Genomic DNA, 15,532 nt, shown 5'->3' on the forward strand with positions numbered 1-15,532 from the left:
ACGTTCCGTCATCGAGGGCCCGCTGTTGGACCTACTGGAGAAGCTGCCCGGGTCGAGCGTGTGCAAAACAGTCACGAAGTGTGCGAATTCAGGGCGGCATGCACATGAAGGGACGGCCGAGTGGGGGTTGGTTTACCGCACCCGACCTGAGTTGCTCGCCGACCTAGGTTCGATCAAGCGCCCTGTTCGCGCTGCTACCCGAGGGCCTGCCCCGATATTCGTTCGTGTCGAGGATTTCTGGATCCCCCACCGCACCCGTTGGGCGCTCATCGCGGCAGCGGGGACTCGCCCGTCTCGGCCAGGCGGCGGGCGACCTCGGAGAGTTTGGTGTTGAGGCGGTTGGAGGCTTCGCGGAGCTTGTCGAAGGCCTGCTCGGGTGTGAGCTTCTGGCGGGCCATGAGGATGCCCTTGGCCTGACCGATGACGTCGCGGCTCTCCAGGGCCCGCTCCAGGTTGGTGTTGCGCAGTTCCGCCTCGGCGAGCATCCGCGTCGAGGCGAGGGCCACCCCCGCGTGGGCCGCCAGGAGCATCCCGAGATCCCGGTCGCCGGGTTCGAAGGCGTGCGGGCCGCGCGCGTAGAAGGTCAGCGATCCCAGCCGCGGCAGCGCTTCGTCCGTGTCGGGGAACAGCCCCAGCGACAGGACCGACCGGCCGCCGAACTCGGCCGCGGCCCGGGCGAACCGCGGCCACCGCTTTTCCGTGCCCAGGTCGGCGCTGGCGGCGTAGGCACTCCCCGTGACGGACGCAGAGTCCAAGCAAGGACCCTCACCGTACTCGTACTGCATGTGGTCGAGCCGGTGGGCCAGGTCTCCCCGGAACGCCGCAGTGGTGAACTCGTCGCCGCGGCGGAGGGTCACGCTGACAGCGTCCCCCCGGATCACTTCCCCTGAGGCCAGGATCAGATGGTCGAGCACCCCGCCGAGGGACTCAGTGGTGAACAGCTGTCTCGACAGCTCGGCGAACCGGGACGCGAGCGGATAATCGGAATTGCCCCCCGACGACATCTCCTGCACGGTCTCGGCGAGCTCGGAGAGCCGGCGTGCGCGGTCGGACTCGCGCTCGCGGCGCAGACACGCGCGCTCTGCCCTGCGCTGTTCCCGGGAAGCGGCCTCGGACTCGTCGATCAGGCCGTTCGCGCCCAGCCACGCGTCCGCCTCGGCCTCACGTTCGTCGGCCGCGGCCTCGCGCGCGTCGGCATCCGCCTCACGTGCGTAGAGGTCTTCTTCGCGGGCGGAAAGCGAGAACTCACGCCGTTCGTTGTCCCACGCCTGGTGCACCGCGGGATCCTGCTTTCTCGGGGGCGTCCCGTCCGACCATTCACTGCCGACCATCCGTGGCCCACCTGTCCGTTCCCCGCCTTCGAACTGCGTGTTCCAGCGTAGCCGCCTCCTCGGGCGAAACCTCTCGTCCCTGCGAGCGGCCGGGTTAGACAACATCGGCCAGGCCGACCGTCGAGGAGCCGCCACCACCGGTACCCACCTGGTGAAGGGCTCGATCACACACGGAGGACGTGGTCGTGACGGAACCTTCTCGTGGGTCACGCCCGGTGACCATCGCCGATGTGCTGATGCTCGTCGGCATCGCCGCGGTGGTGTCCTGCTCACACGTGTGTGCGCTCGCCCTGCGCGACCCACACGTGCACGCCGGAGTGGTCATCCGGTCAGAGCAGGGGCACCGATCCGCGCCGGCCGGGTTCGCAGGTACATGAGACGCGGTCCGCCGGGCGTGGTCAGCGGAGTTCCTTCTCGACGCATTCCAGCATGCTGTCGATCCCCTGGACCAGGTGGCGCAGTTCGCCGTCCTGCGCAACGAGCGGCGGGCTGACCATGAGCATGGTGCCGCCGCGGTCGTCGCCGCGGAGAGAGACCCCCGTCCTTTCGAACGCGGCGGGCAGGGTCTCGCGGAGCACCTTCAGGTGCTGGTCTCGGGTGAGCTCCCGGGCGTCGGCACGGTCTGCCATGAGCTCCAGGGCGTAGAAGTAGCCGGTACCCCGGACGTCCTTCACACAGTTGTGGGTGTCCATGAGCCCTTCCAGGTCCGCCTTCAGACCTGGGCCGCGTTCCCGCACGTTTTCGAGGACGTCCTCGTCCCGCATGGCGGAGATGTTCGCATGCGCCACGGCTGTGGAGACCGGATGCCCGCCCCAGGTCGCTCCGTGGGTGAAGACGCCGCCCTGTTCGGAGTCGTAGAGGGCCTCTACCAGCGGGCTCCTCGCGATCATGCCGCCCAGGGGCGCATAGCCCGAGGTGGAGCCCTTGGCGAAGGTGATCAGATCGGGCACCACGCCGGTCAGGCCTTCGCCGAACCAGTGGCCCAGCCGCCCGAAGGAGCAGATCACCTCGTCCGAGATCAGGAGGATCCTGTACTTGTCGGGATGGGACCGGACCGTTGCGGCCGCGGACCTGTTCCGTCCCTCCCAACTGCGCGGGCTGCGTGCCCAGCTCAACGATGCGCAGCAGGAGGCCCGGCTGAACCACCGGAACTTCGCCCGGCGGCTCGAACGTCTTGTGTCCGAACCGAAGCCGGCCGACTGGGGCCCGGACCAGGAGGAGGGGGTGGTCGACGCCGGACGCTTGGCCCGACTCGTCACCTCGGCGTCGACGGCCACGATCTTTCGCTCTCAGGAGAACTCCCCCCGGGCAAGCCTGGCTCTGACGTTGCTGCTGGACTGTTCCGGTTCGATGCGCCGCTTCCAGGTACCGGTGGTCTGCGCCGCCGATCTGTTCGCTCGATCGTGTGACCTGGTGGGTGTTCCGGTCGAGGTGCTCGGCTTCACCACCCGATCGTGGAACGGCGGTTGGATGCGCAAGGTGTGGAAGAGCGCGGGTTCGCCTCCGGGGGTCGGTCGGATCGCCGAGCGCGAGCACATCGTGGTGAAGCCGTTCGATGCGGTCCATCGGAGCAGGCGCAGCTCCTTCGCGGCCCTGCTGAGGGGGGATCTGTACAGGGAAGGCCTGGACGGGGAGGCACTGGACTGGGCCTGTGCCCGTGCTGCGCGGCAGGACGTTCGACGGCGTGTGGTCGTGGTGGTGACCGACGGCTCGCCGTCGGAGTCCGCCACGGCCGCAGCCAACGACGAGGAGTACTTGAGCGCGCACCTGCGCCAGAAGGTGGACCGCTGGTCCGCCACGGGAGAGCTCGAGGTCGCCGGCCTCGGTCTCGGTCTCGGTCTCGACCTGAGTCCGTTCTACCGCCGTTTCAGGACGGTCGACGTGGAAGCGGAGGGGGCGCCGGGGATTCTCGACGGTCCTCTCCTTACTGGCCCAGCGGACTTCTCGGGGTGTGTGAGCTGAGCAATGAATACCGGTGCTTTCCGGGCGCATTGTGGACCCATCGTCAAGACATCAACTGGATCTCCAATCCCCAGCGTGGGGTCAGTAGCGTGACGCGGAAAGAACATGATCTGCGTCACATCATGCTGGAAGCAGGGAGTTCCGATGGATCCTCAAGATCTCGAGGCCCGTTCCGCGGTGAACAGTCCCCCGTCCGCAACTGACCGCCCTCCGGCGAAATTCGGGAACACCGGTGAACCGGCCAGGTTGCAGAAGAGCCTCAAACCGCACTGGGTGATGTCCATTGCCTTGGGATCCGCTGTGGGTTGGGGTGCGTTCGTTCTCCCGGTGGACTGGATGGGCACTGCGGGCCCGCTCGGAGCGCTGCTGGGGCTCGCCGTCGGCGGCCTGCTGATGGTCCTCATCGGTGTCAGCTACGGATTCCTGACCAGGACGTTCCCGGTGTCAGGGGGTGCCTTCGCCTACACGCTGGTCGGTTTCGGACGCAACCACGCCTTTGTCTGTGCCTGGTTCATGACCCTCGGATACACGTCCATCGTGGCTCTGAACGCCTCGGCCCTGGCGCTCCTGGGACGGCGGATCTTCCCCGGGGTGGTCGAACAGGGCTATCTCTACGAGGTCGCCGGCTGGGGTGTCTATCTGGGTGAGGTCGTCGTGGCCTCGGTCGCCCTGCTGGTATTCGCAGTTGTCAATATTCGAGGGGCCAGCGTCTCCGGGCGCTTCCAGTTCGTCTTCTGCGTGGTGATGGTCTCGGCGGTGCTGATCATCCTCATCGGGGTTCTCCTGTCCCCGCAAGGCGGGTTGAGCAACGTCGATCCGCTCTTCGCGCCGGAAACCGCTCCGGTGGCAGGGGTGTTGGCGATCGTGGCCATTGCCCCCTGGGCCTATATCGGGTTCGACAATATCCCGCAGTCGGCCGAAGAGTTCGATTTCCCGGAGAAGAAGGCCGGCCGCCTCATCATCTGGTCGCTCCTCGCGGCGATGGCTCTGTACTGCGCGATGATCCTCGCCACCGCATCGGCTCGGCCCTGGCAGGAACTGCTGGGTGAGAACAGGGTGTGGGCGACGGCGGACGCCGTCACCGGTTCGATGGGCATCACCGGGCTGATCGTGCTGTGCGTTGCCGTGTCCATGGGCATAGCAACCGGCCTGAACGGCTTCTTCGTCGCGGGTTCGCGGGTGCTGCTGGCCATGGGGAGGGCGCAGATCGTCCCGAGCGCCTTTCAGTACGTGCACCCTCGCCACGGCACCCCGTATGTGGGGATCCTGTTCATCCTGGCCTTCTGCCTGGTGGCCCCCTGGGCCGGCCGGACCGCACTGGAGTGGATCGTGGACATGGCCTCGATCGGCTTCACCTTCGCGTTCCTGTACACCTGCCTGTGTGCGTACAAGGCGTTCCGTTGGAGCGGCCAGGAGGAACCCGAAGGAATCGAAGGGTCCTGCTCCTCCTGGCGCAAGCTGACGGCCGGGGCCGGTGTCCTCGTCGCCGTCGCCTTCATCGCCCTGTTGCTCGCCCCGGGCTCACCCGCCCAGCTCTCGACCCCCTCCATGATCGCCATGGGCATCTGGATCATGGTCGGGCTGGTCTTCTATCTGATGCGTTACCGACACAGCACGACCGTCCGCGACGAGGACATGGACCGGGCCGTTTTGAACCGCCCGCGCCCCGCCCACATGCGACGGGGGGACTGAACCGATGGTGGCAGGGATTCTGGTGGCGACCACCGCGTCGGACCCCCGACCGTCGCAGTCGGTTCTCGAACTGGCGCACGCAATGTTGGCGCAGGAACGGAAGGTCGCCTACGTCAGGCCGTTCTTCGAGAGAAGCGACCCGGACAGCGATCCGGCGGTGCGCCGTATGCGGGAGCTCCTGGGGGGAGACCCGCGTCGAGCGCGGGCGGCGCTGTGCGTGTCGGAGGCCGACCGGCTCATCGCCGAGGGCTTTCAGGACGAGGTTCAGCGAAGGTGTATGCGCCTCGTCGATCCCCTCGTGGCGGAAGGGGCCGTGGTTCTCGTCGAGGTTCCGGGGAGGCAGGACCGCGTCGGCTCGACGGCTCTGGAGACTGCGGCCGCTCTGGCACAGAACCTGGGATTTTCCGTCGCAGCGCACGTCGAAGATGCCGACGGTGGCCCCGACGAGTTGCTGAGCAGGGCGGAGTCGGTCGTCTCGGATCTGCACAGGGCCGGTGCCGTTGTCGGTGCGGTGCTGTTCACAGGTGCGTCAGGGGTGCTCTCGGAAGCCGAGGCCGGATCGTCGCCCGCCCTCGGGGGACTGGCAGCAGTCCGGATGCTTCCAGCGGTCCTTCCGGAGGATGGAGCAGCAGGGCAGAAGGCGGTGCGCGGTGCGGACGCCGGCCTGGCGAGTGCGGTCGAAGCGCTGCTGGGGAGTGAGCAGCCGGGAACCACAGCGCTGCGGTTCCTCCACGACCTGGCTGCGCGGGCCGCGTCCGGTCGGCGCCGCATCGTCCTCCCGGAAGGCGAGGACCCGAGGATCCTGCGTGCGACGTCCGCCCTGCGTCGCATGGACGTCTGTGACCTGGTGCTCCTGGGAAACCGGAACGAGGTGCATCAGCTGGCTGCCGCAGAAGGGGTGGAGCTCGACGGGGTCGAAGTGGTGGACCCGGGGGATTGCGAGCGCAGGGAACGCTACGCCCGGCGCCATGCCGTGCTCCGGGCCCACAAGGGCGCGGGACTCGAACACAGCCTGGAACTCATGGGCCGCCGGGCCTACTTCGGCACCATCATGATGGTCCATCTCGGGGAGGCCGACGGGATGGTCTCAGGGGCCGCACACACCACAGCCGACACGATACGCCCGGCCTTGGAGGTCGTCCGTACCGATCCCGGGGTCTCGATCGTCTCGTCCGTGTTCCTCATGTTGGTGGCCAACCGGGTGCTCGTCTTCGGGGACTGCGCTGTCAACCCCGAGCCGACGGCCGAACACCTGGTGGACATCGCCTACGCTTCGGCCCTCACCGCTCGGAGGTTCGGCGTGGAACAGCGTGTAGCCCTGTTGTCCTACTCCAGTGGAACATCCGGTGCGGGGGCGAGTGTGGACAAGGTCAGGACGGCGGTCGCACTGCTGCGCGAGAAACACCCGGAACTCACCGTGGACGGCCCGCTGCAGTACGATGCGGCGGTCAACCCGGGCATCGCCGCGAGCAAGTACCCGGGATCCGAGGTCGCAGGGGAGGCGACCGTGATGGTCTTCCCCAGCCTGGACGCGGGCAACATCGGTTACAAGGCCGTCCAGCAGTGTTCGGGCGCGGTGGCCATCGGGCCGATCCTGCAAGGACTGGACCAGCCGATAAACGATCTCTCCCGGGGCTGCACCGTGCAGGACGTCGTCAACACGGTGCTCATCACCGCAGTCCAGGCCCAGACCCGACCGGCCGTTCCTGTTCGGCGGTCAGAAGTGGTCGGTCCGTAGCGCAGTCTCCAACATGCGGGCAGCGGAACCGACCGGCGTGGCGGGACCGGTCCAGACGGCCCGCAGTTTGCGTCGTGGTGTGCCGTCCGCGACCGGGACCGGGACCAGGCGGCCGTCGGCGAGTTCGTCCGCGGCCGCCAGTCGGCTCAGGATCGCCGGGCCGGCCCCGGCCCGGACCGCCCGGATGATGGCCGCCGTGCTGTTGAGCTCGCTGACCGGGCGCACCGGGCCGAACGGTTCCAGCACCTCGTCCACCAAGGCCCGCGTGCCTGATCCGGCCTCCCTGATGACCAGGGGTGTCTTTGCCAACTCCCGCAGGTGGACCGGCTCGTCACGGGCCGAGTGCGCCGCCCAGGGATGGTCCGGTGCCACGACCAGCTCCAGTGGGTCCTCGCAGATGACGGACTGATGAAGGTACTCGGGAACGGTCGGTGATTCGACGAAACCGATGCCGTACTCTCCGGACGCCACACCGGCGATCACCCGTTCCGAGTTCTGCATGTCGAGCACGACGCTGGTACTGGGGTGGGAGCGGTTGAGCCGACTGATCCACAGGGGAGCGAGGTGCTCCGCGACGGTCTGCGAGGCCCCGACGGCGAGCTTCCCCGCTCCGTCATGGGCCAGCGCACGGGTGCCTGCGGCGAATCGCTCGAGGGAATCCAGGACCTCCTGTGCCCACGCAGCGGCCAGACGCCCTTCCTGAGTCAGTGTCGAGCCGCGGGGGGAACGGTCGAGCATCCTGAGCCCCGTTCGCCGCTCCAACACGGCGATGCTGCGCGAGGCATTGGGTTGGGCTACGCCGACACGTCGGGCCGCGGCTCCCACGGATCCGGATTCGGCGAGAGCGGCGAGCACCCGTAGGGAGGGGATCTGTACCCAGTCTGCTGCCGCCGATGGCTCATCCATATCACCATCATATGCCCTCATGGTCGATAGCTCACTACCGAAGGTCCGGCAGCGGTCACAGCATGGGACTCATGTCGAACCCCCCGCTTTCTCCAGGTCAGGCTTTCGGTCGGCTGGCCCCCGGGCTGCTCGTCTGTTTTCTCGTCGGGGCAGTCAGCACGGCGGCCGCCGTCCCGTTCGACGGAGTGAGCGGTCTCGTCATCGCGATCGTCGTCGGGATCGTGTGGCGCAATTCCGCTCCGTGGCCCCAGGCGCTGGCGCCGGGCGTGGCAGTGGCGGCCAAACCGGTGCTGCGCGTCGGGATCGTGCTGTTGGGGCTGCAACTGTTGATCGGGGACGTTCGCGGGCTGGGCGTCTGGGTGATCGTCGGGGTGACCGCTGCGGTCGGCCTCACCTTCTGGGCCACGATGGCGGTGGGGCGCCGACTCGGACTGAGTCCGAACCAGCGCCTTCTGGTGGCCTCGGGGTTCTCCATATGCGGTGCCGCGGCGGTCGCGGGCACAGACGCGGTCACGGACTCCGAAGAGCGGGAAGTGGCCACGGCCGTCGCCATGGTCGTCGTCTTCGGCACGGCCATGATCCCGCTGATGCCGGCGCTGGGGGCCCTCTCCGGCTTCACGCCGGAGCAAACCGGGCTCCTGATCGGGCTGAGCACCCACGAGGTCGCACAGGTCGTGGCAGCCGGGGGCATCGCGGGGAGCGGGGCGCTGGCGGTGGCGGTCACGGTGAAGCTGGCTCGCGTGCTGTTCTTGGTTCCGGTGCTGGCCGGGATCGCCTGGAGCCGACGCAGGGGTGAGGCTGCGTCGGGCACCGCCGTAGGCGCGGAGCAGAAGAAACGGCCGCCCCTCGTCCCGCTCTTCGTGCTGGGGTTCATCGCCTGTGTGGCGTTGAGGAGCACCGGGGTCCTGCCGGAACCGGCGTTGGAGGCCGCGCACCTCCTGCAGACGCTGGCACTCTCCACCGCGATGTTCGCCCTGGGACTGAACGTTCACGTCAAGGCTCTGCTCGAGGTCGGAGGTCGCCCCGTCGCACTTTCCGCGGTCTCGACGCTCGTGATCGTGCTGATCGGCTGGTCAGCGGTGGTGATGCCTGAACTCCTCGGCTTCGACCCGGTCTGAGGAGAAGGGCTGGTACCCGGGCGCCCGAAGCCCGGGGCTCCCGATCCACGGGTTTCTCGAGAGCGGTGAGCCGCTGACCGCGCTCCGGGGCATGTGGCAGGGGTGTTCCGGGGAGCCCTGCTCGGAGATGATCTCCCGAAATCTCCCACCGAAAGGGCCCGGAAACGACTCAGGCCAGAGCTGAAAGGCTCTGACCTGCAGTGATGCTGGTGGGCGATACAGGATTCGAACCTGTGACCTCTACCGTGTCAAGGTTATCACCGGTCTCCGGTGACCTGGCCGAAAGTGCATCCGACCAGGTCGGAGGGTTCTGTTGAGGGGCCTTCGCGGCGGTTGGGAGCCGTTGGGAGATCTTCGGATCTCCCAAAAATCTCCCAGTGGGTGGTGGGAGACGGCCGTCTCCCACCACCGGTACCCGCCTGGTGAAGGGCTCTCGACCAGACATGGAGGACGTGGTCGTGATGGAACCTTCTCGTAGGTCACGCGCGGTGACCATCGCCACTGTGCTCATGCTTGCCGGCATCGCCGCGGTGGTGTCCTACTCACACATGTACGACCTCGCGTTGCGCCACGGTGAGCCCGCGTGGAGAGCGTCGCTGTTTCCGCTGTCGGTGGACGGAATGATTGTGGGCGCATCGATGACGCTGCTCAGCGACGCCCGTCGGGGATCCAAGGGCGGGGTGTTGCCGTGGGCGCTGTTGATCATCGGCTCGGCCGCTTCCCTGGCGGCCAACGTCGCGGTGGCCGATCCGACCGTGTGGTCGCGGATTATCCATGCCTGGCCCAGCTTCGCTCTGATCGGTGCGTACGAGTTGCTCATGCGTGAGTTCCGTAGCTCTGCGCAGTGCGTACGCACTGCGTTCGCGGACGATGAGCAGGATTTGACCGGGACGTATGGGCCTGCGGACTCTGCTGCGCGGGAAGACGAGCGGTTCGCTGGTCTGCGAGCCGTTGAGGACGCTGACAGGACTCGGACCACGCGTGCGGAGCCCTTGACCCCATTTCAGGATCAGGCCTGGCGGTGGGCGGTGGACCAGGAGCGTGAGGTGGGAGTGCTGCCGACCGGCGCGCAGATCGCTGAGTGCTTTGGGCGCAAGGAGCGTTGGGGGCGACTGGTCAAGGAACGAGGGCTCCGGCAACGGAAGGGTGCAGCTGAACACGAGGCCGATGCCCTTGCTGAACACTGCTAAAGGGATTCCTCTACGCTCGTTGGCTGGGTTCTCGAGCCCTCGCAATTGGCGTTGTTTGGAAGCCTTGTTCGGATCGTGTTTTAGTAGCACGGCGATGCTCAGCAGTGCGGGACGACAAGTTGGCGGGAGGTGCACCATGGGGCTCGTGTACGGGGCAGGAGCATCTGCCGCCAGGGAGTCGATCACGGAGTGTGCTTATATTGTTACGGCCGAGCGTGCTGCTGCGGTAATTTCGATTTCGAATTGGTAACGGCGGAAGTTTGTGCAGGTCGGGAAGTCCGAGCCCCACGCACGTGGGGATGAACCGGCAGAGACCACCCGCAGGGTGTAGTCCATGAGCCGAGCCCCACGCACGTGGGGATGAACCTCCGGGAGAAGAGCAGATCACTCTCGCCCTTGGCCGAGCCCCACGCACGTGGGGATGAACCGAGCCGCGCTCGTTCAAGACCGAGGGGGTGGGCCCGAGCCCCACGCACGTGGGGATGAACCGCAGTGCTGCAAGACCTCGGTCGGCGTCATCATCCGAGCCCCACGCACGTGGGGATGAACCGGTGCAACGCCGGGTTGCACATGCAACCCCGCGCCGAGCCCCACGCACGTGGGGATGAACCGGGCCGACGCCTCACCGGAAAACAGTGACGCAACCGAGCCCCACGCACGTGGGGATGAACCGTAATGGACTTCCAGAATTTCGCCCGCCACGTACCGAGCCCCACGCACGTGGGGATGAACCGCTCGGGGAGGGAACTGCCACGGAGTTCGGGACCCGAGCCCCACGCACGTGGGGATGAACCGTTGCCTGCGCCGTTGGTGCGCACGCTGCGGCGCCCGAGCCCCACGCACGTGGGGATGAACCGGTGATCGCTTCCATCAGGTTGTCGTTGTACGTCCGAGCCCCACGCACGTGGGGATGAACCGCGCTCCTCAATCTTGGTGGCCGTGAGGCCGACCCGAGCCCCACGCACGTGGGGATGAACCGGCCCGTTCTGAGGACGCGCAGCGGCGGGTGGACCGAGCCCCACGCACGTGGGGATGAACCGTCTACTCACGTAGAGTCACCACAAACGCGAAGCCGAGCCCCACGCACGTGGGGATGAACCGGGTTGTCACCACCCTTCGAATCAGGCACCGGGCCGAGCCCCACGCACGTGGGGATGAACCTCAGGAGGAATTCCCACTGTTCGCCGTTCCACCCCGAGCCCCACGCACGTGGGGATGAACCGTGCTCCTCGTGTGGCACCCCGGGGAAGGGCTCCCGAGCCCCACGCACGTGGGGATGAACCGGAGATAGCAGTGAGTGTTGCAAGCTCGGTGGACCGAGCCCCACGCACGTGGGGATGAACCGGCATCTCCGCGCTGAACGCGATGGCTCCGCCGCCGAGCCCCACGCACGTGGGGATGAACCGGTGTGGCGCAGGGTGTGCGCTGAGATGGCCGGCCGAGCCCCACGCACGTGGGGATGAACCAGAACTCCAGCAACCCCTGGTTGATGATGATGTGCCGAGCCCCACGCACGTGGGGATGAACCGAGTCGGCGCCGTACTCCTGCACCAGGCAGGACCCGAGCCCCACGCACGTGGGGATGAACCGCAGAGGTCGACGACGACCAGCTCGCCCTCGCGCCGAGCCCCACGCACGTGGGGATGAACCGGCCCCCCGCACGGTGCGCACCAGGTCGGTTGCCCGAGCCCCACGCACGTGGATGAACCGAGCGTCATCACGATGCGCATGACCAGTGCTTGCCGAGCCCCACGCACGTGGGGATGAACCGGGCGCGTCTTCCAGCAATCGGGGGATGTTGGTCCGAGCCCCACGCACGTGGGGATGAACCGTTGTCGAAGCTCTCACCACACCGGGACTGGGGCCGAGCCCCACGCACGTGGGGATGAACCGCGCTCAGCAAGGGATCCGCACACGTCATGCAGCCGAGCCCCACGCACGTGGGGATGAACCGGGCGAAACGTTTGTGGCCATCAACCATGGACGCCGAGCCCCACGCACGTGGGGATGAACCGCGTTGACCGCTCTCGGGTTCGCCGGTGACCCCCCGAGCCCCACGCACGTGGGGATGAACCGGCGAGCCCGTTCCTGAAGCTCTGCACGCGTGGCCGAGCCCCACGCACGTGGGGATGAACCGGGGGTGTCAGCTGTCGGAGTCGGGGGCCGTGGCCCGAGCCCCACGCACGTGGGGATGAACCGCCGACCATAACCAGCGGCGACGCCTGAGTCCTCCGAGCCCCACGCACGTGGGGATGAACCGGCTTGCGGTCGGATCCCAGGCTGCGGTCTGGGCCGAGCCCCACGCACGTGGGGATGAACCGCCGGACACCGCATACCCCACCCCGCCACCGTCCCGAGCCCCACGCACGTGGGGATGAACCGGGGCACCTGAGCGTTCCCGCCCATGAGTGGAACCGAGCTCCACGCACGTGGGGATGGGCCGTCGGGCCGGCGGGCGTGGTAGACGCATGACCCCCGAGCCCCACGCACGTGCGGGGCCGCGGGTGCTTCACGATGCACAATCGATTGCCGATCCCTACGCATGTGGGGATGGGGCGGTCCACTGCGTGCCGCAAACCCTGTGACGGAGCATGCTCGCGCGCATCGGCATCGCGCTGGGGCTCCCTGAGCTTGAAGCGTGGGTCAGTGCCAGATCTCAAAATGTCAGAGGCGAATCATATGCTTCCGCATCAACGACCTACAGCCGTTCAGCGAGGTTCACGGTGACTATGGAAGACCCTTCTGAGCAGGGCCAGGTGCCCGAGGGTTTGGATATGTCCTTGTGGGGCAAATCTGAAGGTTTGCCCCCTGGAGTGCGCTACCCCCTGGTTTGTCACCTTTTGGATGTCGGCGCGGTGGCCGAGGTGCTCTGGCGGGACCATGTCGCAGTCGGTGTCAGACAGACCATCGCTGACGGCCTGGACACCACGGTCGAGCATGCGGGGAAACTGATCCCATACTGGGCTTCCCTCCACGACGTCGGGAAGCTCACTTATGGTTTTCAGGCTCAGGATGCCGCTGCGTCGCTACGCGAATATCCGTCATCGGGGTTCCGCCGGGCACATGACCTCGTGGCGGGACAGTGGCTCCAGCACGTTCTTCCTGACTATGGATATGCAGCCGAAGGCGCTCGGGCACCGGCTCCGATGGTCTCCCAGCTGCTCGGCGGGCATCACGGCATTTTTCATCAGCACGCGGATACCGTTCATGCGCAACCCTTGAGGTCGCTGGGGTACGAAGAAGACGCATGGGAAGAGCAGCGCGGGCTGCATCTGGCCACGCTCACCGAATTGTTCGGCGCCCCCGTCGCTCCAGGCCGCATCGATGGCGCCGTGGCCGCACTGGTGTGCGGCGTAGTGATCCAGGCGGACTGGTTGGCCAGCCAACTCTCGTTCGTTGGACGCCAGATCGCCGCAGGGATCCCTTCCACGGGCGCAGATCTTCCCTGGTTCTTGGATCGTGCTCGTGATCGGGCCCCCGGGCTGCTCCAGCAAGCCGGCCTCGGTCGCCCGGCCCCGCGACCCGCCTCGTTCGCGCGCGCCTTTCCCCAGATCGAACACCCCAACGGCCTGCAGCGATCCTTGGTGAAGCACCTGCCGGAATTGTGCAACGGCCCGGGCATGCTCCTCATAGCAGCCCCGACCGGTGAGGGAAAGACCGAGGCCGCGCTCTACGCTGCCGAAGTCATGGGCGAAGCCGCGGGCCGCTCCGGGCTCTACGTGGCGCTTCCCACCATGGCCACGGCCGACCAGATGTACACCCGGGTCAACGAATACCTGAACCGCCGTGTCACCGCGCCCTCCTCCATGACTCTTCTACACGGCATGGCGTGGATGAATCCGGACTATGCGTCGCCGGCCAGCACCTCATCGGGAGAACTGAGCGCCTCCCATACAGAGGGCGCAACGGAATCACGCCGTGCAGTCGAGGTCAGCGAGTGGCTCCAGGGGCGCAAGCGCGGCCTGTTCGCGGATTTCGGCGCAGGAACCATTGACCAAGCGCTCATGGCGGCGCTGCGCAGCCGGCACAACATGGTCCGGTTGCTCGGTCTGTCGGGAAAAACCGTCATCATCGACGAGGTCCACGCCGCTGACCCGTACATGTTGGCCTTGCTCACCAGGTTGCTCAACTGGCTCGGTCGGCTCCAGGTGCCGGTGATCTTGCTGTCGGCCACACTGCATCACCGCACGGCGCATGTGCTCACCGAGGCATACCTCAAAGGGGCCGGGAGGAAGCGCAGATCCGGTGACCCTATCCCGCACGTGCGATACCCGGGATGGGTCTACGCTGGCGCCGAGCCCCCTCATCCGGTGACCCTCAATCCCGAACCGCTGGAGACGACACCGCGCATACCGCTCACCGTGCAGTGCCGTGAGGTTCCACTGGTCGCTGAAGGGCCTTCAGGCCTTGATCCGGCAGTCCGAGAAGAACTTGCTGACTTGGTCGAGAACGGTGGGTGCGCTGCGGTTATTCGCACGACCGTCGCAGAAGCCCAACACACCTATTCGGACCTGGCGGAATGGTCCGTACGTCACGCGCAAGAGGTCGGGGTCGAGCCGCCGGAAATTCACCTCCTGCACGCCAGATTCCCCGCTGACCAGCGTGAACGTATCACGCGGCGGGTCATACGGCGTTTCGGTGCGGAGGGTGCCCGGGAAGGAGACCGTCCTCGGTCCGCGATTCTCGTGGCGACGGCGATCATCGAACAAAGTATCGACATCGACCTCGATCTGATGATCAGCGATCTCGCCCCGGTCCACCTGCTACTACAGCGCGCCGGCCGGTGTTGGAGGCACGAACACCGCGGCATTGTCGAGCGCCCTCGGTGGGCTGATGTGCCGCGCCTGGTGGTGCTTGCCCCGGCCCAGGTGGACGCGGAGAAAGCCCTCCCCAGTGTGTGGCGCTACATCCACCACCCGTCACTGCTTCTACGCACCCATAACCTGTTGCGACGAAGGGAAGGCCAACCGGTTCGTGTCCCCGAAGACGTCCAGGAACTCGTGGACGGCATGATCGACGACGCTGACCTGAACCCTGAGCTACCCGATCAAGACCTGGATCGCCAGGCCACGGACATGGCACACCGCCAGCTCGGAGACAACGCAGCGATCCCTCGTCCAGGCAGTGTGACGCGCAGCCTCCACGCACTCACCGACCACGACCTCGATGAAGCACAGGTAGCCACGCGATTCGGGGCCGACTCAGCGCGGGTGGTGTGCTGCTACACCGATTCCGATGGCGAGTGCTGGTTGGATTCCGCGTTGTCCGAGAGGCTCCCGTCAGAGGGCGAGCTGCCCAAAGGGCACTTTAGCGAAGACCAGGTCCGGGCCGTGCTGTCCCGCAGCCTGCCTGTACCCGGGGCCTGGCTGGACGGCCACGAGGAGCAGACCGCGCCTCCGGAAGCCTGGCAGGCCAACGCTCAACTCCGCCATGTGGGCTTGCTGGTGCACCGGATCGACCGAGAGGGAGCGGTGCAGGGTGTCCAGCTCGGTAAACGACAGATGCGGCTGGACAGGTGCGTTGGGTTGCTCGTTGAGGGGTAAGGGCAGTCGTCCACGCTCGTCGTGCATTCCACACTCGTCTTTTGCGTGTGCT

At 66.9% G+C, this 15,532-nt stretch carries 10 protein-coding genes and 2 CRISPR repeat arrays; of the genes, 7 read left to right on the top strand and 3 right to left on the bottom strand.

Annotated features, from left to right (window positions below):
* Positions 1–266 precede the first annotated feature (266 nt).
* Positions 267–1,277 (bottom strand): ANTAR domain-containing protein, encoded by a 1,011-nt coding sequence (locus D474_RS0123585; RefSeq protein ID WP_017615947.1) that lies wholly within the window; start codon positions 1,275–1,277, stop codon positions 267–269.
* A gap of 239 nt (positions 1,278–1,516) precedes the next feature.
* Between D474_RS0123585 and D474_RS32865 the strand changes: the two genes are divergently transcribed.
* The gene (locus tag D474_RS32865) at positions 1,517–1,708 is read left to right on the top strand and encodes a hypothetical protein (protein WP_193374049.1); all 192 of its coding nucleotides are present in this window, start codon (positions 1,517–1,519) and stop codon (positions 1,706–1,708) included.
* Positions 1,709–1,729: 21 nt separating this feature from the next.
* Here D474_RS32865 and D474_RS29820 read toward each other — a convergent pair whose 3' ends face one another.
* On the bottom strand, positions 1,730–2,338 hold the full coding sequence (locus D474_RS29820; RefSeq protein WP_017615949.1) for an aminotransferase class III-fold pyridoxal phosphate-dependent enzyme: 609 nt from the start codon (positions 2,336–2,338) through the stop codon (positions 1,730–1,732).
* A 28-nt stretch (positions 2,339–2,366) separates the two neighbouring features.
* On the opposite strand from D474_RS29820, the gene D474_RS33675 reads away from it, so the two are divergent.
* The 3 genes from D474_RS33675 (at position 2,367) to pta (ending at position 6,723) form a co-directional block, all read left to right on the top strand.
* Positions 2,367–3,293, top strand: a complete 927-nt coding sequence (locus tag D474_RS33675) for a cobaltochelatase CobT-related protein (protein ID WP_017615950.1) — start codon at positions 2,367–2,369, stop codon at positions 3,291–3,293.
* A 276-nt stretch (positions 3,294–3,569) separates the two neighbouring features.
* Complete coding sequence (locus D474_RS0123605) at positions 3,570–4,985, top strand: APC family permease (RefSeq protein ID WP_083931963.1); 1,416 nt, start codon at positions 3,570–3,572, stop codon at positions 4,983–4,985.
* Positions 4,986–5,007: 22 nt separating this feature from the next.
* Positions 5,008–6,723 carry a phosphate acetyltransferase gene (pta, locus tag D474_RS30625; RefSeq protein WP_239647160.1) on the top strand — a complete coding sequence of 572 codons (1,716 nt, stop codon included), beginning with the start codon at positions 5,008–5,010 and terminating at the stop codon, positions 6,721–6,723.
* Here the strand turns inward: pta and D474_RS0123615 are convergent.
* A complete protein-coding gene (locus D474_RS0123615; RefSeq protein WP_040704307.1) occupies positions 6,703–7,629 on the bottom strand; it encodes a LysR family transcriptional regulator in 927 nt (308 codons plus the stop codon). The two genes, pta and D474_RS0123615, sit on opposite strands and share 21 nt — an antisense overlap.
* A 71-nt stretch (positions 7,630–7,700) precedes the next feature.
* On the opposite strand from D474_RS0123615, the gene D474_RS0123620 reads away from it, so the two are divergent.
* The 3 genes from D474_RS0123620 (at position 7,701) to D474_RS0123630 (ending at position 15,480) form a co-directional block, all read left to right on the top strand.
* The gene (locus tag D474_RS0123620) at positions 7,701–8,747 is read left to right on the top strand and encodes a YeiH family protein (protein ID WP_026118748.1); all 1,047 of its coding nucleotides are present in this window, start codon (positions 7,701–7,703) and stop codon (positions 8,745–8,747) included.
* Positions 8,748–9,190: 443 nt separating this feature from the next.
* Positions 9,191–9,937: a DUF2637 domain-containing protein gene (locus tag D474_RS0123625; protein WP_239647161.1), complete on the top strand. Its 747-nt coding sequence runs from the start codon at positions 9,191–9,193 to the stop codon at positions 9,935–9,937.
* Positions 9,938–10,215: 278 nt separating this feature from the next.
* Positions 10,216–11,589: a CRISPR direct-repeat array (repeat unit 29 nt; unit sequence CCGAGCCCCACGCACGTGGGGATGAACCG).
* 90 nt (positions 11,590–11,679) lie between these two features.
* Positions 11,680–12,380: direct repeats of the CRISPR family, unit length 29 nt; unit sequence CCGAGCCCCACGCACGTGGGGATGAACCG.
* Between the two features lie 148 nt (positions 12,381–12,528).
* On the top strand, positions 12,529–15,480 hold the full coding sequence (locus D474_RS0123630) for a CRISPR-associated helicase/endonuclease Cas3 (protein ID WP_083931956.1): 2,952 nt from the start codon (positions 12,529–12,531) through the stop codon (positions 15,478–15,480).
* Positions 15,481–15,532: the final 52 nt, after the last annotated feature.

The sequence above is a fragment of the Nocardiopsis salina YIM 90010 genome (assembly GCF_000341025.1).
Classification (GTDB): domain Bacteria; phylum Actinomycetota; class Actinomycetes; order Streptosporangiales; family Streptosporangiaceae; genus Nocardiopsis; species Nocardiopsis salina.